The sequence below is a fragment of the Amycolatopsis samaneae genome, assembly GCF_039541975.1.
GTDB classification, from domain to species: domain Bacteria; phylum Actinomycetota; class Actinomycetes; order Mycobacteriales; family Pseudonocardiaceae; genus Amycolatopsis; species Amycolatopsis samaneae.
In genome coordinates this window covers 320,820-341,540 of record NZ_BAABHG010000004.1, presented here as the reverse complement: position 1 = coordinate 341,540, position 20,721 = coordinate 320,820, and the positions used below count along the sequence as shown (strand labels likewise).

Below are 20,721 nucleotides of genomic sequence, written 5' to 3'. Positions count from 1 at the left end.
GGCAACGGACGAGTCACCGGTGGGGCGCCGCCGGAACGGCCGGGTCCGGACCGGAAAGCTGCCGGAGGGGCACTGAGCAGCCGTTTTCGGGCACGGTCCGGCCGGAGCACTCCCCTCGCGCCCGTTCCGGCGGGAAACTTCTTCCGGTGGGCGCAGCGCCGGGGACAACCCCGATGTGTCCGGCGCTGCGTCGTCTGGGGCCCACCGGGACGTACGCGAATTCGCGTAGCCGAGGTGTCGTCGTGTGGCGGACGACGGGGATAGTCCGCCACACGACACTGGGGCCATGACGAACCGAACGCCCGCCGTGGGCGTGGCACTGGGCCGGATCTGGCGCGACGGCCGGAAGATCGAGCGCGTGGCCTACGTGGCCGGCGCGGTGCTGTTCCTCAGCGGACTGGTGACCGCGGTCGTCCTGCTCGCGACCGGCGGTTCGTGGCTCGGCCCCCGCTCGCTGCGCAAGGCCGTCACGTTCGGCCTGTCGTTCGGGCTGACCCTGGTCTCGGTCGCCTGGGCCACCTCCTACGTCCGGCTGCGCCCGGCCCCGCGGCGTTCGCTGCTCGGGGTGTTCGCCGCCGCCTGTGTCGTCGAGGTGACGCTGGTGAGCGCGCAGGCGTGGCGCGGGGTGCCCTCGCACTTCAACTTCGAGACGGGGTTCGACACCGCGGTGTCGATGACGCTGGCGGCGGGCGGCGCGGTGCTCATCCTGACCAGTCTGGGGTTCACCGTCGCGGCGATCGCCGATCCGGTCGTGGCGAGCCAGAGCACGCGGCTCGCGGTGCGGTTCGGCCTGCTCGTGCTGCTGGTGGCGCTGGCCAGTGGCGCGGTGATGATCGCACGCGGCGTCGGGTTCGCGCGGGGTGCCGACCCGGAGCTGGCCTACACGACGGCGGGGGCGCTGAAGCCGCTGCACGCCGTCGCCATGCACGCGATCCTCGTGCTCCCGGGACTGGCTTGGCTGCTGCGGTTCTCCCGGTGGCCGGAGTCGCGGCGGCTGAGGATCGTCCGGCTCGCGGTGGGCGCGGACGCGGTGCTGACGGCGGTGGTGGGCGTCGAGTCGTTCGCCGGGGTTTCCCCGCTCGACGCGCCCCTCGTGGCGGAGGTGTCCTCCGCCGCCGCGCTCGCGGTGCTCGTGGCCACGGGTGCCGTCGCCCTCGCGGGATTACGCCGGGGAGCCGCCGCGCGCTGAGCCGGGCCGGGCCGCGGCGAGGGTTTCGCGGATGTGCGGGAGCAGATCGAGCGCGGCCGCCCGCTCCGGGGTCAGCCAGGCGAACTCGTCGTGCTCGCCGGGGCTGAGCGTGACGTCTCCGGCGAGCCCGGATTCGGTGCCCTGGTAGACGATCGCGTGCACGAGCAGGTCCCGCCCGGTGACGTCGCGCCAGGTGTGCCTGCTGCGCTCGCCGGTCACCGTGATCGTGAGCCCGGCCTCCTCGGCGGTCTCGCGGACCGCGGTGCGCTCCGGCGGTTCGCCCGGCTCGACCGTGCCGCCGGGTAGTTCCCATTTGCCGCCGAGGAAATTCTCCGGATGACGGCGCAGGAACAGTACGGTCCCGCCACGTGGGACCCACGTGTACGCCAGGTGTTTTTCCGCCTGCGGGGCCATACGGTGATCTTCGCACATGTGATCATCGGATGATAGTGTGACAGCGCTGTTACTTCACTGGGGGTGAAGCGAACTTTGTACCCGGAAATCCTGTACCCGGAAATCGAGCCCTACTGGCGGGGAATGCTCGACGTGGGTGACGGGAATCAGGTGTATTGGGAGGAATGCGGCAATCCGCGGGGAAAACCGGCGCTCGTCCTGCACGGCGGGCCGGGTTCGGGGTGCACCCCCGCCTCGCGGCGCTTTTTCGACCCCGCCCGCTATCGCGTCATCCTCTTCGATCAGCGCGGCTGCGGCCGGAGCACGCCGCACGCGAGCGAACCGGACGTCGATCTCGCGGCGAACACCACCTGGCACCTGATCGGTGACATGGAACTGCTGCGTGCCATGCTCGGCATCGACCGCTGGCAGCTTTTCGGCGCGTCGTGGGGATCTGCGCTCGCGATCACCTACGCCGTGCGGCATCCGGACCGCGTTTCGGAACTCGTGCTGGCCGGGGTTTCGCTGGGCAGGCGGACGGAGACGGACCTGCTCATCCGCGGTCTCGGCCCGCTCTTCCCCGACGCGTGGGAACGGTTTCGCGCCGGGGTACCGGAAAGCAGCCGTGACGGCGACCTCGCGGGCGCCTATCACCGGCTGCTGTTCGATCCCGATCCGGACGTCCGGGCGAAGGCCGCGAAGGACTGGTGTGACTGGGAAACCGCGGTAGGAGGCGCCGTGAGCCCACAATGGCGGAGCCCCGGCCGCGGCGCCGACTCGGGTGCGGGTGTCCCGCAAGACACAGTTCCTACGTCGCCGCGGAATCCGCGGTACGCCGATCCCCGGTTCCGGCTGGCGTTCGCGCGCATCGTGACCCATTACTTCGGCAACGGCTCCTGGCTCGAGGAGGACATGGCGCTGCGGCACGCGGAACGGCTCGCGGGCATCCCCGGCGTGGTCATCCAGGGCAGGCTGGACCTGTCCAACCTCAGCGGGACGCCGTGGCAGCTGGTCGCCGCCTGGCCCGAGGCCGAGCTGGTCCTGATCGACGACACCGGGCACGGCGGGAGCGCGGAGCTCGCCGCCGCGCGGGTCGCCGCCACCGATCGGTTCGCCGGTGCCGTCCCGGTGGCCGGTCAGTAGTCGAAGTCGCCGTGGTCGTGGGCGTCGAACCCGACGTACTCGGGCTCGGCGCCGTCGTGGTGCCCCGCCGCGTATCCGGACTCCCAGGCACCGGCACCGGCGCTCCCGGCCATCCCGGCGAACAGCCCGCCGACCACGACCGCCGCGCCGAGCCCCCACGCGCCGCCGACGAGCGCGGGCTTCCACCACGGTTCGCTGTACCAGCCCTGCGGCACCGGCCGGCCCGCGACGTCGCCGCCGGGGAAGTAGTGCGGGGTGTGCTCACCCGGCCGCGGCGCGGCCTCGTAGGTCTGGCCGTCGACCTCGACCCTGCGGTGCTCGGTGACCGCGCCCGCCCTGGCGCGTTCCTCGCCGCCGGGCAGCGCGGGCCCGGGGTCGAGGTCCATCGCGATCCGCGCGGCGCGGATGTAGTACAGCCCTTCGAGCGCGGTTTCCCTGGCCAGCTCGGCCTGTTCGGCCGTGCTCGCCTGTTCGAGCTGGCCGCCCGCGGCGTGGTAGCGCTCCGAGGCGTCCGCGAGCGCCTGCTTCGCGGGTTCGTTCGTGCCGACGAGCTGGAGGACCTGCCCGCCGAGCCGTTCCACCCAGCGGCGTGCGTCGGTCTTCGCGTCTTCGAGCTGACGTTGCCGGTTCGCGGCCTGGGCGCGGGACACGAAGATCGCGCCGACCGCGACGGCCACGAGCACGATCAGGACGATCGCGATGCCCATCGATGACTCCCGGATGGAGGAGGGCCGGGCGGCGGGTGCCGCGCCGGACGGTCCGGTGACCGTGCTCCCAGCCTCGCCGGACGTCCCGGCCCGCACCATCCGCCGCCCGTCCGGCACGGGCCCGCCGGTCGGCGGGAATCCGGTCGCCGGTCAGTCGGCGGCCAACGGCAACCGCAGGCGGACCCGGTATCCGCCGCCGGGCGTAGGCCCCGCTTCGAAGGTCCCGCCGAGCAGCTCGGCCCGCTCCCGCAGCCCGACGAGCCCGTGCCGCGCGCTGGGCAGGCTCAGCGTCGGCAGGACCGGCCGTCCATTCACGACGGTCACCTCGACCTCGGCGGCGGTGTGTCCGATGTGGATGGTGACCCGCGCGCCCGGCGCGTGCTTGCGCGCGTTGGTCAGCGCCTCCTGGACGGTGCGGTAGATCGCGCGCTGCTGCGGGGCGCCGAGGTCGCCGGGCAGTTCGCCGTCCCGCTCGACCGGGATGCCGCTGGTCGTGACGAGCCGGTCCAGCTCGGCCAGCGTCGGCTGCGGGGTCAGCTCGGTCGGCTGGCTGCCCGAGGCACGCAGCAGGGTCACCATGTGCCGCAGTTCGTCGAGGGTCTTCACGCTGAGCTCGCGGATGGTCGACGCGGCCTCCTTCGTCCCGGCGTCGGGCGCGCCGACCTGCAGCGCGCCCGCGCTGACCGCGATCAGGCTCACCTGGTGCGAGACGACGTCGTGCATCTCCCTGGCCAGCTGGGTGCGTTCCCTGGACAACGTGGTCTGCTCGATGAGCCGCCGTTCCTGCTCGCGGGCCCGCTCGATCTCGTCGATCCGCGCCGACAGCTCCTGCCCGGTCCGGGTCAGCATGCCCAGGAACACCGGCGCCGCCGCCGTCATCGTCGCGTAGATCAGCCCGAGCAGCGCGTCGTCGTGGGACACCTCCAGCATCGGCGGCCACGGGGTGGCGTAGCCGAGCGCGACGGCCGCCGCGCAGCCGGTCAGCAACCAGCGGTTGCGGTACCGGAATCCGACGGTATAGAGAGCGATGAGCGCGGGTACGACCGACTGGGAGATGACGAGCGAGGGAAGGGTGATCGCGAGCACGGTGAGCGGGAAGTACCGGCGCAGCAGCAACGCGAGGGTCGCGACGGCCGCCGCGCCGAGTTCGTACGGCGTGTTGTGCCGGGCGTTGAGCCAGGTGTCGAGTCCCGCCAGCCCGACCGGCGCGAGGTCGAAGACCCACGACGGCAGGGCGGGTGCCTTCGGCCACCGCCGGATCACCGGTCGTCCCCGGTCAGCAGGCCCGCCCGCTGGGCCAGCAGCGCCGCCTGCACCCGGCTGGTCACCTTGAGCTTGGTCAGTATCGCGCTCACGTGGTCCTTGACCGTGCCGACCGACAGGTGCACGGCCGAGGCGATCTCGGCGTTCGACAGCCCGTCGGCGACGAGCACGAGGATCCCGCGCTCCCGGTCGGTGAGCCTGCCCACGCTGGCGGTCGCGGCCGGGTCCTCGCGGCTGTCGAGATACCGGTCCACCACCGACCGGGTGACCTTCGGCGAGAGCACCACGCCACCGCCCGCCAGCGTACGCACCAGATGGGCGAGCTGGCCGGGTTCGGTGTCCTTGAGGATGAATCCGGCCGCGCCCGCCCGCAGCGCGGCGGCGATGTACTCGTCGGAGTCGAACGTCGTCAGCATCGCGACGACCGGGGGCTCGGGCAGGCGCCGGATCCGGCCGAGCACGGTGAGGCCGTCGACGTCGGGCATGCGGATGTCGAGCAGCACGACGTCCGGTGCGTGCGTGCCGATCTCGTCGAGCGCGGCGGACCCGGTCGCGGTCGCGACCACCTCGATATCGCCCGCGGCGTTGAGGATCAGCCGGAAACCGGACCGGACCAGTGCCTCGTCGTCCACCACCACAACCCGGATCACCCTGGTGCTCCCGCTCTCGTCCGTCCCGGTGCCGACGATAGCCCAGTCACCCGGCGGGGCGACTTCCCGCCGATCGGCGGGGCCTGTTCGCTGGTGCGCGGATGGTGTTCGCGATCATCGAGGTCCACAGTAGACGGAGAAGGTGGAGGGGAACGGCGAGATGAGTGAGCGGTACGACCGGGACGCGGCAGAACAGTGGTTCCGGCGGAGAGGGCTGCCCGCCCTCGTCAAGGGCCGCCCGAGGAGCCTGCCGGTGCGCATCGTGCCGGCGCTGGCCTTCGCGGCGGTGTGGGAGCTTCTGGTCATCGCGCTGGACGTTCTCGACGGCGGCTCGGAGGCGGAATTCGAGCGCAGGCTGGAGAACGACCTGTTCCTGCTGGGCTACTACGGCCTGCTGCTGTCGTTGATCGTGGTGCCCGCGCTCACCGCGTGGCTCGTCACGAAATGGGTCCGCCGGGCGGTGCTCGCCCACCGGGGGACGGTCGTGGCGGCGATCTCGGCCGCCCTGTTCGTGTTCGTGATGCCCATCGCGCTGCGGCTGGCCCCGGACAGGGACTCGCCCGCGCTCATGGTCCCGGTCCACGCCGTCGTGGTGGCCCTGCTGCTCGGCATCGCCTTCCTCGGCGGCGGCTCGATCGTGGGCTGGTCGGCGCGGTCGGCGGTGCGGCAGGCCAAGAGCCTCGGCGAGCTGACCAGCCGGGCGCTCCCGCTGTTCCTGCTGTTCACCCTGTTCGGGTTCTTCACCGCGGAGATCTGGCAGTTCGCCGCGTCGATCGAGCGGCGGCGGATGTGGTGGGTCGTCGCGCTGTTCGTCGTGGTGGCGGTCCTGTTCATGCTCACGATGCTGTCGGAGGAGGTGCGCCGCCTCACCGCCGTGCGCAACGCGCGGGTCGCGCTGGACAAGCTCGAAGGGACCCCGTTCCGCTCGTACGCCGGGACCGTCGCGGACACCGACCGTGTCCCGCTCTCGAAGGTGGAGCGCGCCAACATGGTCCTGGTGCTCGTGCTCACGCAGGCGTTCCAGACCCTGGTCTTCGCTACGCTGACCTTCGTCTTCTTCGTGACGTTCGGCAAGATCGCGCTGAAGGACGAGGTGATCAAGGCGTACGCGACCAGCGGTCCCACGCCGGGAACCCTGTTCGGCATCCAGATCCCGGTGCCCAACGAACTGCTCCAGGTCTCGCTGTTCATCGCGGCCTTTTCCGCGCTGTACTTCACCTCGTCCACGGTGACCGACGAGAAGTACCGCGTCGCGTTCTTCGATCCGCTCACCGACCATCTCGCGGTCAGCCTCGCCGCCCGTGACGTCTACCGCGCGAGACTCGCCGCGACGACGACGTGACCCCGCTTCTCGACCTCTCGGTCATCGACGGCTGGGTACTCGTCGTCGTGGTGGTCCTCGGCGCGGCCGGTGCCGTGACGCTGCTGGCGTGGCCGGGACGGTCGTGGTGGCTGCGGGCCGTCCCGGCGGTGACCGCGGGCACGGTCGTGGTGTGCCTGCTCGCCGACTGGCTGCTCGGGTCGGTGCTGCGGTTGTTCCCCGACGCGCTGCCGCTCGCCGTGGTGGCCTGGGGCGGCGCCGGGCTGTGGGCACTCGGGCTCGCGGTGGCGGGCCTGTGGCGGGCCCCGTGGTGGCGACGGCTGCTCGCCGTCCTCGGCGCCGCGCTGGTGCTGCTGACCTCGGTGACGGGGATCAACGCCTACTACGGCCAGTACCCGACGATCCGGGCGGTGCTCGGCGTCGCCCCGGACAACGAGGTCGCGATGGCCCACCTCCCGGCGCCGGTGCCCGCGCCGGTCGCGCCGCGGCCGGGGCACGCGCTGCGGGACGTCTGGCGCCCGCCGCCGGACCTGCGCCGCGCCGGAATACTGGTGAAGACGCCGATCCCGGCGGTGAAGGCGGCCTTCGGCGCGTCCCGCCCGGCCTACGTCTACCTGCCCCCGGCCTACCTCACGCCGAACCGGCCACTGCTGCCGGTGCTGGTGCTGCTGCACGGCCAGCCCGGCTCGCCCGCGGACTGGGTCCGCGGCGGACGGCTGTCGGCGATGATGGACGCCTACGCGGCCACCCACCACGGCCTCGCGCCGGTGGTGGTCATGCCGGACACGACCGGTGGCCACTTCGCCAACCCGCTGTGCGCCGACACCCGGCTCGGCGCCGCCGAGACCTACCTCGCCGAGGACGTCCCGGCGTGGATCGGGACCAATCTCCAGATCGACCCGTCGCCCCGGCACCGGGCCGTCGCGGGCTCCTCCTACGGCGGCACCTGCGCGTTGCAGCTCGCCGTGCGCAGGCCCCAGGTCTATCCGTCCTTTGTGGACATATCGGGGGAGGACGAGCCGACGCTGGGCTCGCGGCGCCGGACCGTCGACGAGGCCTTCGGCGGCGACGAACGGAAGTTCGCCGAGATCAACGCCGTCGACGTCCTCTCCCGGGTACAACTTCCCGGCAGTGCCGGGATCCTGACCGTTGGCGAGGGTGACAGCACCGGCATGGCACAGCAGCGGAAGGTGCTCGAAGCCTGTGTCCGCAACGGATTGCCGGTCCACTTCATCGAGGTCGGCGGCGGGCACAACTGGTTCGCCTGGAACGCCGGTCTGGTCCGCTCGCTCGACTGGCTGGGCAAACGCCTGGGCATTACCCGAGCCTGAGTTACGTCCCCGATCACGCGAGTTCCCCGTTCACTCACGCGTTGTTCGCGGTGTGGACTCGTTGTCCGGCCACGAAAGTCATGGCCACCCGGGTGTCCGCGATGGCCGAAACGGGACCGTCGAAGGGATTCCGGTCGAGCACCACCAGATCGGCCGGGTTTCCCGGCCGGATCCGGCCGGTGTCGTCGGCGTGGTTGACGTACGCGGATCCGGAGGTGTAGGCGTCGATCGCGGTGCCCAGCTCGATCCGTTGCTCCGGCAGGAAGACCTCGGCGTCCGCGCCGGGGCTGACGCGGTTGACCGCGACGTGGATGCCCTGCACCGGATCCGGGCTGGTGACCGGCCAGTCGCTGCCCGCGGCGAGCCGGGCGCCGGCGGCGAGCAGCGCGGCGAACGGGTACTGCCTGCCGGCGCGTTCCGTGCCGAGAAAGGGGATCGTCAGCTCGTCCAGCTGTGGTTCGTGGGCCGCCCACAGCGGCTGGATGTTCGCCACCGCGCCGAGCGCGGCGAAGCGGGGGACGTCGTCGGGATGGACGACCTGCAGGTGGGCGAGGTGATGCCGGTTTCCCCGGTCGCCGTTGGCTTTCCTGGCCGCTTCGACGGCGTCGAGCGATTCGCGCACGGCCCGGTCGCCCAGCGCGTGGAAGTGCACCTGGAAATCCAACTTGTCCAAAGTGGACACGTAGGCGCCGAGTGCGCGCGGGTCGACGAAGCTGATGCCGCGGTGCCCGCCGGAGCCCGAGCACCCGCAGCCGCCGAGGTACGGGTCGAGCATCGCGGCGGTGTGGTTCTCCGCGATCCCGTCCTGCATGATCTTGACCGTCCGCGCCTTCAGCCGGGGATGGCGGAACCGCTCGCGCTTCGCCACCAGCTCCTCGATCTGCTCGGCGCCGCGGTCGCGGTCCCACCACAGCGCGCCGGAGACCCGCGCGGTCAGCTTCCCGGTGGCGGCCGCCGCGAGATAGGCCTCGCTCGGGTCGGGCATCCCGGCGTACCGGCCGAGCAGCGCGTCCTGCCACGCGGTGATCCCCAGTGAGTGCAGGAGTTCCTGGGCGCGCAGCAGCCCGGCGAGGATCTCCTCCCCGGTGGGTTCGGGCAGCAGCCGCGCGACCAGTGCGACGGCGCCCTCCTGCAACGTCCCGTTCGGTTCGCCGTCGTGGTCGCGCTCGATCCGGCCGTCCGGCGGGTCCGGCGTGTGCCGGGTGATCCCGGCCAGTTCCAGCGCCCGCGAGTTCACCCAGGCACCGTGGTGGTCGCGGTTGACCAGGAACACCGGCCGGTCCGCGACCACGGCGTCGAGCTGCCCCGCCGCCGGGATCCCGCCGGGGAAGGCCTCCAGCGACCAGCCGCCGCCGGTGATCCAGGCGGCGTCCGGGTTTCGCCGCGCGTACTCGGCCACCAGCCGGGTGTACTCCGCGAGTGTGTCCACTTCGGACAGGTGACAGCGGCCGAGTTCGTAGCCGCCGCCGACGGCGTGGACGTGCGCGTCCTGGAACCCCGGCAGCAGCAGCCTGCCGCGCAGGTCGATCACCTCGGTCCTCGGGCCACGCTGTGCCGCGACGTCGTCGCCGAGCGCGCTGACGCGGCCGCCGGTGACCGCGACGGCGGTGGTCCAGCCGTCGCCGGTCCGCACCGGGCCGCCGGTGAAGACCAGCTCGGCGGGGGAGCTTCGCATGGGTGCCTCTCTTCAACGGTCGGCCACGGGCGGACGTCCTCGTCAGAGCAGTTTCCACGCCCCGGTGAGCGTATCGCGCAGGATCTGCTCCATCTCGTCGAACTGCGCCTGCTCGCAGATCAGCGGCGGGGACAGCTGGATGACCGGCTCACCGCGGTCGTCCGCGCGGCAGTAGAGGCCGTTCTCGAACAGGGAACCGGAGACGTGGTCGCGGAGGACGCGTTCGGACTCCTCGGCGTTGAAGGTCTCCTTGGTCGCCTTGTCCTTGACCAGTTCGATGCCGTAGAAGTACCCGGCGCCGCGGACGTCGCCGACGATCGGCAGATCGAGCAGTTTGTCCAGAGTGGACTTGAACCGCGCCTCGTTGTCCAGCACGTGCCGGTAGATCCCCTCGCGCTCGATGAGGTCGAGGTTGGCCAGCCCGACCGCGCAGGCCATCGGGTGCCCGCCGTAGGTCGAGCCGTGCATGAACGTGGTGGACGTGCGCAGGAACGGCTCGGCGATCCGGTCGCTGATCAGCACCGCGCCGAGCGGCGCGTAGGCCGAGGTCAGTCCTTTCGCGACGGTGAGCAGATCGGGCTGGTAGCCGTAGCGCGACGCGCCGAACTGGTGGCCCAGCCTGCCGAACGCGCAGATCACCTCGTCGGAGACGAGCAGCACGTCGTTGTCGTCGCAGATCTTGCGGACCCGCTCGAAGTAGCCGGGCGGCGGGACGAAGCAGCCGCCGGTGTTCTGCACCGGTTCGAGGTACACCGCGGCCACGGTGTCCGGGCCCTCGAACTCGATGGCCTGCGCGATCTGGTCGGCGGCCCACCGGCCGAACGCCTCGTAGTCGTCCTCGTGCACCGGGGCGCGGTAGAAGTTGGTGTTCGGCACGTGCCGTGTGCTGGGCACGAGCGGCTCGAAGTCCTGCTTGGCCCCGGGCAGCCCGGTGATCGACAGCGCGCCCTGCGACGTGCCGTGGTAGGCCAGCGAGCGGCTGATCACCTTGTGCTTGGTGGGTTTCCCGGCGAGCTTGAAGTACTGCTTGGCCAGCTTCCACGCCGTCTCGACGGATTCGCCGCCGCTGACGGTGAAGAACACGCGGTTGAGATCGCCCGGCGCGCTCGACGCGAGGCGTTCGCCCAGCTCGATCGCGGCCGGATGCGCGTGGCCCCACAGCGGGAAGTAGTCCAGCTGCCGCAGCTGGCGGGCGGCCGCGTCGGCGAGCTCCGCCCTGCCGTGCCCGACCTGGACGGCGAACAGCCCGGCGAGCCCGTCGAGGTAGCGCTTCCCGTGCTCGTCCCAGACGTAGGCGCCTTCACCGCGCACGATGACCGGGGTCGTGTCGGCCCGCTCCCCGTGGCGCGTGAAGTGCAGCCACAGGTGGTCGGCGGGTTCGGTGGGTGCGGTCATGACTATCCCTCGCAGCGTGTCGGTCGGGCTCGATGAACCCGTTATCGCACATCGACGGACCCTTTGGCAAGGGAATCAGTCGCAACTCGCTCGATCTACTGGTCTGTTCGTGTGTCCTATCGGGATAGTGCTACGGATTTCGTTGTTCAGGCTCAGTGGCTGTTCCACTGGTAGGTCTGCTTGAGCAGCTTGAGGTAGACGAGCGTCTCCGCGCCGCGGACGCCGGGCAGGGTGCGGATCCGGTTGGAGATCAGGTCGAGCAGCGCGGCGTCGTCCGCGCACACCGCCTCGCAGATGATGTCGAAGCGGCCGACGGTGACCACGACGTAGTCGATGTCCGTCATCTCGGCGAGCGCCTCGGCGACCGGCTCGATCGGGCCGTCCACGGTGATCGCGATCATCGCCTGCCGGAACATGCCGACCTGCAAGGGATCGGTGACCGCGACGATCTGGATGACCCCGCTCTCGGAGAGCCGCTGGACCCGCTGGCGGACCGCCGCCTCGGACAGCCCGACCGCCTTGCCGATCGTGGCGTACGGCCGGCGGCCGTCCTCCTGGAGCTGCTCGATGATCTTGCGGGAGAGTTCGTCGAGCGGGGGAGCGGGCCGCTCGGAGGCCTGCGCCTTGCGGTTCATCCGGATGTCCTTCGCGATGATCGTCGGAGTGGTGCGAGAAGGTTCCGGCGATCGTATCCGCGCTCCGATGGGGCAACAACCGACGAAATCCGCAGTGTCAGTACACCCGTCCGGCGGCGGACCGCCCTAGGCGGACAGCATCGCCCGGTAGCGGTCGGTGGCGGGCTTCATGCCGTGGTCCGGATCGGCGTCGTAGAGCCCGTCCGGTCCTTTCGGTCCGAAGCTGTAGGGCTGGTAGAGCGTCGCGCACGACGGCTCGTCGGCGGCGAGCCGCCGCCAGCGCTCCCACTCCGCGTCGTACCGGTGCAGGTGGTGGCGCATCGCGGTCCGGTCGTACCGGCCGGCCCGGTCCCCGGCGTACCCGCGCAGCATGACCTCCCAGCCGTGGTGCACCACCCGGTGCCACGACTGCCCGTACCGCGCGGAGACCCGCAGGTACTCGCGGTCGGCGTGCTCGCGCAGCGGGAGTGTCCAGGACAGTGCCACGATCTCGTCCCACATCCGCGCCGCGCGCTGCTTCTCGTCGAGCACGACCGCCATCCGGCCCGCGCCGAGGACCGCGTCGAAGTCGCTGACGAGGTCCTTGTCCGAGCCGCCGAGGAACTGGTCCCGGGTCCACATCAGCCTGCCCATCGGGTGCACCGCGCTGTAGTGCCCGCGCAGCACCCCCGCCGCGGACAGCAGGGCGAGCCGCCGGAACCGGCGGACCTGGTCCCCGCGCAGCCCGAGCCGGGTGGTGGCGTAGGCGGTGAACGCGGCCTCCTCGCCCTGTCCGGTGTCGCGGGCCCAGCGCGCCATCACCCAGGTGTTGAGATCGCACCAGAGTTCGTTGTGCAGGTAGGGGCCGCGCCAGCCGCCGCCCCGCGACCAGGTCCAGATCCCGGCGACGATCGGGTTGCCGACGACGTCGGCGAGGCCGATCGGGCCCGTTCGCGGCGTCGCGCGGAACTCCTCGAACCCGTTGACCACGCCGTCGATCACGTAGTTCGGGAAGGCGCCCTTGCCCTCGTACTCGCGCTGGCACTGGACCTCGACGATCTGCCGGTGCCTGCCCACCCCGATGGTCTGGTTGAACGGGATGGTCCGCCAGAAGTCCTTCGCGGTGTGCTTGATCGAGAACAGCAGGTTCTCGTGGGTTTCGACCTGGTCGGTGACCCGCCGGTAGAACGCGGGATCGCTGGTCAGCTTGTCGCTCCCGGTCGACCAGGTCCGGTAGAAGACCCGCTTGCCCGCGCGGACGCAGACCTCGTCGCGCAGGACGCCGAGCAGGGTCAGGTGGCTGCTCTCGCCGGAGGTGATCGGGTTGTTCCCGGTGTGGAACGGCATGTTCTGCAGGTACGTCTCGCCGGTGCGCACGACGAGGCCGTCGAGGCCGGGGAACCGGGTGAAGACCTCGCGCAGCATCAGCCGGTGGATCCGCTGGGTGAGCGGGCGGTCGAGGCTGATCCGGCCCTTGTCGTCGAGGATCTGGTCGCCGTACAGCTCCACGAGCCGCTTGGGCAGCACGATGATGTCGGTGAAGACGTAGGCCGCGATCCCGGCCGCGTGCGCCCGCGCGATGTGCGTGTCGATGGTCCGCGCGGCCGCCTCGACCCACGCCCGTCCCGGGGAACCCGCCGGGAAGACCCGCGGATCGAAGGAGTCGAAGGTGATCGCGGCGTGTGGCGGTTTGAACTCGTTGATCACCTGACCGTCGTAGCCGTACTCCTTCAGCTTCACGGGATCGTTGAACCGGCTGGAAAACGACGGCTCGCCCGGGTTGTTCTGCACCATGTCGAGCAGGAACGGCAGGCGGCGCCCGGCCGGTTTCGGATCGGCGAACGCCGGTGCCGCCCCGGTGGCGGTGAGCGCGGTGCTCGCCATGCCCGCTGCGCCCGCTGCGAGGACCAGCCCGCCCCGCAACGCCGTCCGCCTGCTGGTCTCCCGATCGAATGCCGCGCACATGGGCGGTCCCTTCGCTGTTCCCCGATGAATAGATCAGATGTATTTGCGCCGAGCGTAAGAATGCCGTGAGGTGGAGTCAACCGCCGCGTGTCGCAAGATGGCGTGTTCATCATCGTGAACACCACGGTGAATAACGGCTTTTGCGATTGTGGCCGGACATGTCTCTTGCTTCGCCGGTCGGCATCCTGGTACGCCTGGAACGCTTATACATCTGATGACCACGGGTGGCTGGCGACTACTACTGCGAGAGGTGTGGGGCAATGGAGCCGAAAATGCCGGAACAGCGGGGGATCAGCAGGCGCGGCGCGCTCACCGCGGCGGGCGCGGCGGCGGGCGCCGCGATGCTCGGGTTCGCCGCCCCGGCCGCGCGGGCCGCCGACCTCGGCAGGCCGGCGGCCACTCCCTGGTTCCCCTCGGCGAAGTTCGGCATCTTCATCCACTGGGGCGTCTACTCCGCGCTGGCCTGGGGCGATGCCAAGCACGCCGCCGAGTGGTACCTCTACGCGATGAACGTCACGGATCCGGCGCGGGGCACCGGAACCCGCGAGCACCACCTGCGTACCTACGGTCCGGAGGTGAACTACGACGACTTCATCCCGCGGTTCACCGCGCGCCGCTACGACCCCCGCGCCTGGGTGCGGCTGTTCGAACAGGCCGGGGCACGGTACTTCGTGCTCACCTCCAAGCACCACGACGGATTCCAGCTGTTCGACAACCCGGCGTCGGACCGCAACTCCGTCCGGCTCGGCCCCCGCCGCGATCTCGTCGGCGAGCTGTTCCACGCCGCCCGGCACTCGGAGCTCAAGCGCGGGCTGTACCACTCGCTCGGCGAGTTCTACAGCCCCGCGCTCGGCACACCGCCGAGAAACCCTTACACCGGCGTGGAAATCCCGTACACCGGCTTCCGCCCGGTGACCGACTACGTGCGCCAGTACGAGCACGTCCACCTGAAGACGCTGATCGATCGCTACGACCCGGACGTGTTGTGGGCCGACGGTCAGGGCTACCACGAGTTCGGTGGCGGCTCGATCTTCCGCCCGAAGGTGTGGGACTGGCACAGCGACGAAATCCTGGCGTACTACTACCGCAACGCCGCGGACCGGCCGCGTCCCAAGAGCGTGGTGGCCAACGACCGCTTCGAGTACGCGCACCCGGACTACGTGACGGTCGAGGGCGACAACAAGACCTACGTCCTGCGCCCCGATCCGTGGGAGGCCTGCCTGAACATCGGGAAGTCCTGGGGCTACAACGAAAACGAGGACCCGGCGAAGATCAAGTCCGCCGCGCGGCTGGTCCAGCTGCTCGCCGAGGTGGTCAGCAAGAACGGCAATATGCTGCTCAACATCGGCCCGCGCGAGGACGGCACGATCCCGGACTGGATGAGCTCGCGGCTGCTGGAGGTCGGCCGCTGGCTGCGGATCAACGGCCGCGCGATCTACGGCTCGGCGCCGTGGCGGCGGGCGATGGACGGCGCCCTCTGCTACACCCGCACCCGTGACGCGTTCCACCTCATCCCGTTGCACTGGCCCGGCGTGAAACTGGCCGTCCCCGGCGACGTCCCGATCACCGGCCATGCGCGGGTTCGCCTGCTGGGCGGGCATTCCCGCCCGCTCCCCTGGACCCGCACCGCGGACGGGATCGTCATCGACCTGCCCGCGCGGCGCACCGACGGGTTCACCGAGGAGTTCCCCGCCGTCCTGTCGGTGAGTGCCTGGTGACGGTGTAGCCGCCGCGCGCGGTAAAACCGGTTGACGGCACCCGGTGTCCGGCGGTCGGATGACCTGTCGTGAGCACAGCGCCGATGCATCACGGCATGTTCCCCCTCGACGACGCCCTCGTGCGCCGGCTCGTCGCCGCGCGGTTCCCCCGGTGGGCCGGGCTGCCGGTGCGGCGGTGGCCGTCCGGCGGCACGGTCAACGCCATGTACCGGCTGGGCGAGGACATGGTCGTCCGGCTGCCGCTGGTGCGGTCCGGTGCCAAGGACGTGGCGCTGGAGCACCGGTGGCTGCCCCGCCTGGCTTCCCTGCTGCCGACGGCCGTGCCCGAGGTCCTCGGGGCGGGGGAGCCCGCCGAGGGCTATCCGTGGCCGTGGTCGGTGTACCGGTGGCTGCCCGGGGAACCGCCCCGCGCCGGGGACCTGCGAGCACCCGTGGCGCTGGCCGAGGACCTGGCCGGGTTCGTCACGGCGATGCGGAGCGTCACCCTGCCGGACGCGCCGAAAGCACATCGCGGTGGCCCGCTCGCCGCTCTCGACGCGGAGACCCGTTCGGCGATCGAGCAGCTGCGCGGGATTCCGGAAGAGGGCGTCGACTGCGATGCCGTGACCGCGGTGTGGGAGCACGCGCTGCGGGCTCCGGTCTGGGCCGGGCCACCGGTGTGGCTGCACGCCGATCTGATGCCGGGCAACCTGCTGGTGGACCGCGACCGGCTGAGCGCGGTACTCGACTTCGGTTGTGTCGGCGCCGGCGATCCGGCCTGCGATCTGTTCCCGGCGTGGAACCTGCTGCCGCCCCGGGCGAGGGCCGTCTTCCGCGCGGCACTGGACGTGGACGACGCGACCTGGGTTCGTGGCCGGGGACGGACGCTTTCCCAGGCACTGATCGCGCTGCCGTACTACCGCGAAACGAATTCGGCGATGGCCGCCAACGCCCGCCACGTGATCCGCTCGGTGCTGGCCGAGGACCAGCGGTGACAGCGCCGTGCCGAGGCCGGTGGCCAGACGGGGCCTCGGGCTGCCAGATTTCATCCGCACGGTCGAAACTCCCGAACATGTCTTGACACTGAACGATTTCGCGGTAGTGGTCCGCGCTTTCCAGCTGGAGGCAGGGGCGAGGCCGTACAGCAGAGCCGGTCGGACCGCTCGCGACGAGGGAACCCGGGACGAAGCGGGCTCACTGGTGGACTGGTTCGGGCCCAGCTGGATGTTCACCATCACGAACCGGCCGCAGCCGAACTGATCCGGCAAGCACTGCGTTGCCAGCTCTCGTCCGCACGGTCGAAACCTCCGGTTAGGTTTGGCGCTGAGTGATTTCGCGGTGGTGACCCGCGTGTTCCCGCTGGTGGAATGGTGCGCGGCCGCGCTGCTGAACCGGTCGGGAGGCTCGCGGTGAGCGAACCCCCGGCGAGGCGAGACAGCGGGCCGTTCATGGTTGTGACCTCGCTTTCGGTGCTGGGTGGTGGAGGTTGTTGCGTCTGGGGCTGCGTAAGGGATCCACGTAGTCGGGTGGGACGAAGGTGGGTATTCCGTCTTCGGCGATGTGGACTGTCCATGGTGAACTGTGGAGTAGTCGATGGTGGGCTGAGCAGAGCAGCACGAGGTTACGGAGTACCGTTCGTCCGCCGTGTGCCCACTCGATCACGTGGTGGGCGTCGCAGTGTCTGGGTTTTCGGTGGCAGCCGGGGAAGGCGCAGCCGCCGTCTCGGATGATCAACGCCTTGCGCAGTGCCGGGGTGACCAAACGCTTGGCCCTGCCCAGATCGAGCGGCTCGCCCTTCGAGCCGAGTACTGCGGGGATGATCTGGCAGTCGCAGGCCAGCATCCGTGTCTCGGTGGCGGTGAGTTCGCTGACCATGTCCAGGCACGCGGTACCCAGCTCGGACTTCAGATCGTTCAGGCCGACCGTGACCACCAGCTGGGCGCGGTCGCCGCCGGGCACGTCCGGGACGTTGGCCAGCATCGCGATCGCTTCACCGAACGCTTCCCCGTACCGCTGGGAGGTAGACCGTAGGTCGGGCCACTTGTCTTCCCCGGCGGGCCGGGGCGTGGACAGTGGGTCGAGGATGGTGCTCAGCCGGGTTCCGGTGATGGGATCGAGCTGGCCGTCGATATCGAACCAGCCGTCCTTCCGTTGCCGCACCCGCAGTTCGGGTTTGCGTTCGGTCGGGTCTGGGTCCTTCGGTTCTTTCCCGTCCTGGTCCATGCGGGCCAGGATCTCGTCGGCGGCTTTGTCGACCTCGTGTGGTGTCGCCTGGCGTGCCAGCTCCACCAGAATCTTCTCCGCACTGTTTCTGTCCTCTTCGGACACATTCGCTGGGATCTTCTTCAGGAAAAGGAGAACCCGGTTGGTGTGGTGTGGTCCGATCTCTCCGGCGAGTGCGGCTGCTCCGGTCGCTGGCGCGGCGGCGGGTGTTTCGGTACCGTCGATGCTACGACCAGGATTCAGTCCACGCGCACGATCAAGATGCTTCTTGGCTTCGGCACGCGACATTCGCCCCATGTGTGCGAACCATGCCGCGGTGGATCCGTAGCCGTACAGCTCGGACACACCGCGAGAATCGACCTCCACCAACAGCTGACCGAGTTCCGCGTCCAGGCGCCACAGGGCTTCCAGTCGCGCACGCACCTCGTCAGCGAGTTCGCGACCGGACAACCGCCACAGTGGTGGCGATTCCTGGGTGGACAGGTTCCTGGACACACCTCCATCTTACCGCAGGCGTTCGCACATACGTTCGACACGATGGGGTGAAGTTGTCGTCCGGTCACCGTGGTGTTTGGAGCCAGGTATGGGTTCCGTGTCGGGTGCGGAAGTCGCCGGATGTTTGAGCCGTGCTTCGCTCACGCGGAGCAGTTTGCGAGCCTTGCTCTGTTTCACGGCCGTGGTCCGACGGACGCGGAAGAACCTGGAGATCGGCGGATCGAAGATGGCGAGGCACACGGCCTGTTTCGCGTCGCGGAGTGCGGTGCAGCAGACCGGCGATCAATGGAGAGTCGTGCTTCGCTGGAGATGACCGGTTCGCGCAAATCGTGTACGGATTCTTGCCACGCAACGACTTCGGCGTGATCTGTCCGGCCGTTCAGGGCACGCACCCAGGTTTCGGATTCGTCCCGGACGTTCCGGATCAGGTCGAGCACACCGCCCGGCCGCAGACCGCGCCCGGTCTCCCGGGAACAGGCGGACGACTCAATCCAGCGCCAGCCTGTCCGGGGCACGACGGCGTCGAGGCTCCTGGTCCGGAGCGGAAGCGACTCGGCGGTGCCGACGAGGGCGGGCACGCCGGGAACGTCGTCAGCATGGCCGGGTCCGGATCGAGCGCGATCGCCTCGCATCCGGTGGCGGCCACGGGATGGTCCGGCCGCCCGGTTTCGTGGATCCCGCGGATGGACCCGAACGACCTGGGCCTTCCCCGTGACCGGCATGGTCCGGGCAGACAAGCGCAGACAAGCGCAGACAAGCGCGGAGATCGTTCTTGACCGGCTGCCCGGTGGTGCCGGATGGTGGTTCCGTCGGACGGTGATCGGGGGAGGGGTCATGGGTGATCGGGTGCGGTCCCGGCGTGCGTTCCTGCGCGGTTCTTCCACCGCGGCGGTGGGTGTCGCGGCCACGCTGGCCGGGACGAAAGCGGGTTACGCCGGTCAGGTGCCGAAGAACCGGGTCGCGGTGCTCGGTGGCGGGGTCGCCGGGCTCACCGTCGCGCACGAACTGGCCGAACGTGGTTTCGCGGTCACCGTGTACGAGCGGAACGCGCTGGGCGGGAAGGCACGCAGTATCGCCGTTCCCGGCACCGGCACGCACGGCCGTCCCGATCTGCCAGGGGAGCACGGGTTCCGGTTCTTCCCCGGTTTCTACCACAACCTGCCCGACACGATGCGCCGGATTCCCTTTTCCGGCAACCGGAACGGTACCTGGGACAACCTCACCAGCGCGAGCGCGGTCCTGATGTCCCGGATGGGCGGCCGCGCCGATCTGACCATTCCCTTCCCCGTCCCGCTGCCGGCGAATCCGCCGCCGCTCACCCCGGAGAGCTTCCTGGAGTCGGTCGTTTCGTTGTTTCAGACGATGTTCCGGCTCCCGGCGCACGAGATCGCGTTCGCCGCCCAGAAGACGCTGGTGTTCGTGACCAGCTGCGAGGAACGGCGTGTGGGCCAGTGGGACGACGTGACCTGGGCGGACTACACCCGCACGGCGTGGTTTTCCGACGAGTACGACAAACTCCTCGCCGACGGGCTCGTCCGCAACCTGGTCGCGAGCAAGTCGAAGGAGGCCAGCACGTATGCGATCGGTGTGGTCGCCGAGGCGGTCCTCTGGAGCCTGCTGGGGTTCGGCAACGAGCCAGGGTCCAGTGTGGACCGTGTGTTGTGCGGCAGTACCAGCGAAATGTGGCTCGACCCCTGGATCGAGCACCTTCGTGCCGAGGGGGTCGAGTTCCGGGTCGGGTGGGCCGCCGAGGCGTTCGAGCTCGCCGAGGGGCGCATCGCCGCGGCGTCGGTGGTGAACGGGGCGGGCGAGCGGCGCCGGGTCGACGCGGACTGGTTCGTCTCCGCGATGCCGGTGGAGCGCGCGGCGAAACTGCTCAGCCCATCGTTGCTCGCCGCGGATCCCGCGCTCGCCGGAATCCGCGAGCTGGGCACCGACTGGATGGTGGGGCTCCAGTTCTTCCTGAACCGGGAGGTGCCGATCACGCCGGGGCACGTCAACTACGAGGACTCCGGCTGGGCGATCACCTCGATCAGCCAGCAGCAGTTCTGGAAGCGCCGTTTCGACGCTTACGGCGACGGCACCGTGCGGGACTGCCTGTCCGCCATTCTCTCGGACTGGAGCTCGCCGGGGAACTTCACCGCGAAGTCCGCGCGGCAGTGCACTCCGGCGCGGCTCGCCGCCGAAACCTGGGCGGTGATGAAGGCCCACCTCAACGACACCGGCGAAACCGTTCTCGACGACGGCATGCTGCACTCCTGGTTCCTCGACCCGGCGATCACCGGCTCCGGAACATCCGATGTGGACAACGAAACCCCATTGTTCATCCAGAAACCCGGCACCTGGAAGGCGCGCCCGGCGGCGAAGACGGCCGTACCCAACCTGTTCTTCGCCGGTGACTGGCTCAGGACGAGTATCAACATCACCACCATGGAGGGCGCGAACGAGGCCGCCCGGCAGGCGGTCAACGGCGTCCTCGACGCGGCGGGCTCGGCGGAGCCGAGGTGCCGGGTCGCCGGTCTGTGGGCCAACCCCGCCTTCGACGCGCTCAAGGCCGCCGACCTCGGGCTGTACCGGAGTGGTCTGCCCAACGCCTTCGACCTCCTCGATCCGCGCCGGCCGTAGCGGACGCCCTTGACAGGCCGCCGACCCGGGTTGTA

The 20,721-nt window shown here is 70.3% G+C and carries 16 protein-coding genes; 7 read left to right on the top strand and 9 right to left on the bottom strand.

Annotated elements, in window-relative coordinates; translation table 11 throughout:
* The first annotated feature begins 286 nt into the window (after nt 1-286).
* Nucleotides 287-1,189: a hypothetical protein gene (locus tag ABD987_RS11770; protein ID WP_345390561.1), complete on the top strand. Its 903-nt coding sequence runs from the start codon at nt 287-289 to the stop codon at nt 1,187-1,189.
* Here the strand turns inward: ABD987_RS11770 and ABD987_RS11765 are convergent.
* The gene (locus tag ABD987_RS11765; RefSeq protein ID WP_345390558.1) at nt 1,163-1,603 is read right to left on the bottom strand and encodes an NUDIX domain-containing protein; all 441 of its coding nucleotides are present in this window, start codon (nt 1,601-1,603) and stop codon (nt 1,163-1,165) included. The genes ABD987_RS11770 and ABD987_RS11765 overlap by 27 nt on opposite strands.
* A gap of 123 nt (nt 1,604-1,726) precedes the next feature.
* On the opposite strand from ABD987_RS11765, the gene ABD987_RS11760 reads away from it, so the two are divergent.
* Nucleotides 1,727-2,725, top strand: a complete 999-nt coding sequence (locus ABD987_RS11760) for an alpha/beta fold hydrolase (RefSeq protein WP_378213954.1) — start codon at nt 1,727-1,729, stop codon at nt 2,723-2,725.
* On the opposite strand, the gene ABD987_RS11755 is transcribed toward ABD987_RS11760, so the two are convergent.
* From ABD987_RS11755 to ABD987_RS11745, 3 genes are all read right to left on the bottom strand, one after another.
* On the bottom strand, nt 2,719-3,432 hold the full coding sequence (locus tag ABD987_RS11755) for a hypothetical protein (RefSeq protein WP_345390555.1): 714 nt from the start codon (nt 3,430-3,432) through the stop codon (nt 2,719-2,721). The two genes, ABD987_RS11760 and ABD987_RS11755, sit on opposite strands and share 7 nt — an antisense overlap.
* A gap of 150 nt (nt 3,433-3,582) precedes the next feature.
* The gene (locus ABD987_RS11750; protein ID WP_345390552.1) at nt 3,583-4,695 is read right to left on the bottom strand and encodes a sensor histidine kinase; all 1,113 of its coding nucleotides are present in this window, start codon (nt 4,693-4,695) and stop codon (nt 3,583-3,585) included.
* Nucleotides 4,692-5,345 (bottom strand): response regulator, encoded by a 654-nt coding sequence (locus ABD987_RS11745; protein ID WP_345390549.1) that lies wholly within the window; start codon nt 5,343-5,345, stop codon nt 4,692-4,694. Before ABD987_RS11745 ends, ABD987_RS11750 begins: the two co-directional genes overlap by 4 nt.
* A 160-nt stretch (nt 5,346-5,505) precedes the next feature.
* Here ABD987_RS11745 and ABD987_RS11740 point away from each other — a divergent pair, with 160 nt between their 5' ends.
* Both ABD987_RS11740 and ABD987_RS11735 read left to right on the top strand, forming a co-directional pair.
* Nucleotides 5,506-6,687 (top strand): hypothetical protein, encoded by a 1,182-nt coding sequence (locus ABD987_RS11740; RefSeq protein WP_345390546.1) that lies wholly within the window; start codon nt 5,506-5,508, stop codon nt 6,685-6,687.
* Complete coding sequence (locus tag ABD987_RS11735; RefSeq protein ID WP_345390543.1) at nt 6,684-7,997, top strand: alpha/beta hydrolase; 1,314 nt, start codon at nt 6,684-6,686, stop codon at nt 7,995-7,997. The genes ABD987_RS11740 and ABD987_RS11735 overlap by 4 nt, the downstream gene beginning before the upstream one ends.
* A 34-nt stretch (nt 7,998-8,031) precedes the next feature.
* Here ABD987_RS11735 and ABD987_RS11730 read toward each other — a convergent pair whose 3' ends face one another.
* The 4 genes from ABD987_RS11730 to ABD987_RS11715 form a co-directional block, all read right to left on the bottom strand.
* Entirely contained in the window at nt 8,032-9,672 is a 1,641-nt protein-coding gene (locus tag ABD987_RS11730) for an amidohydrolase (RefSeq protein WP_345390540.1), read from the bottom strand.
* Nucleotides 9,673-9,714: 42 nt separating this feature from the next.
* Nucleotides 9,715-11,067, bottom strand: coding sequence for an aspartate aminotransferase family protein (locus ABD987_RS11725; protein ID WP_345390537.1), 1,353 nt, complete (start codon nt 11,065-11,067; stop codon nt 9,715-9,717).
* A 152-nt stretch (nt 11,068-11,219) separates the two neighbouring features.
* A complete protein-coding gene (locus tag ABD987_RS11720) occupies nt 11,220-11,702 on the bottom strand; it encodes an Lrp/AsnC family transcriptional regulator (RefSeq protein WP_345390534.1) in 483 nt (160 codons plus the stop codon).
* Between the two features lie 126 nt (nt 11,703-11,828).
* Nucleotides 11,829-13,646: a hypothetical protein gene (locus ABD987_RS11715; RefSeq protein WP_345390531.1), complete on the bottom strand. Its 1,818-nt coding sequence runs from the start codon at nt 13,644-13,646 to the stop codon at nt 11,829-11,831.
* Nucleotides 13,647-13,918: 272 nt separating this feature from the next.
* Between ABD987_RS11715 and ABD987_RS11710 the strand changes: the two genes are divergently transcribed.
* The gene (locus ABD987_RS11710) at nt 13,919-15,364 is read left to right on the top strand and encodes an alpha-L-fucosidase (RefSeq protein ID WP_345390528.1); all 1,446 of its coding nucleotides are present in this window, start codon (nt 13,919-13,921) and stop codon (nt 15,362-15,364) included.
* Nucleotides 15,365-15,447: 83 nt separating this feature from the next.
* Complete coding sequence (locus tag ABD987_RS11705; RefSeq protein ID WP_345391589.1) at nt 15,448-16,338, top strand: aminoglycoside phosphotransferase family protein; 891 nt, start codon at nt 15,448-15,450, stop codon at nt 16,336-16,338.
* A 451-nt stretch (nt 16,339-16,789) separates the two neighbouring features.
* Here the strand turns inward: ABD987_RS11705 and ABD987_RS11700 are convergent, their stop codons facing one another.
* On the bottom strand, nt 16,790-18,061 hold the full coding sequence (locus ABD987_RS11700; protein WP_378213947.1) for an HNH endonuclease signature motif containing protein: 1,272 nt from the start codon (nt 18,059-18,061) through the stop codon (nt 16,790-16,792).
* An 834-nt stretch (nt 18,062-18,895) separates the two neighbouring features.
* Here ABD987_RS11700 and ABD987_RS11695 point away from each other — a divergent pair.
* Nucleotides 18,896-20,686 (top strand): FAD-dependent oxidoreductase, encoded by a 1,791-nt coding sequence (locus ABD987_RS11695; protein ID WP_345390525.1) that lies wholly within the window; start codon nt 18,896-18,898, stop codon nt 20,684-20,686.
* Nucleotides 20,687-20,721 lie beyond the last annotated feature (35 nt).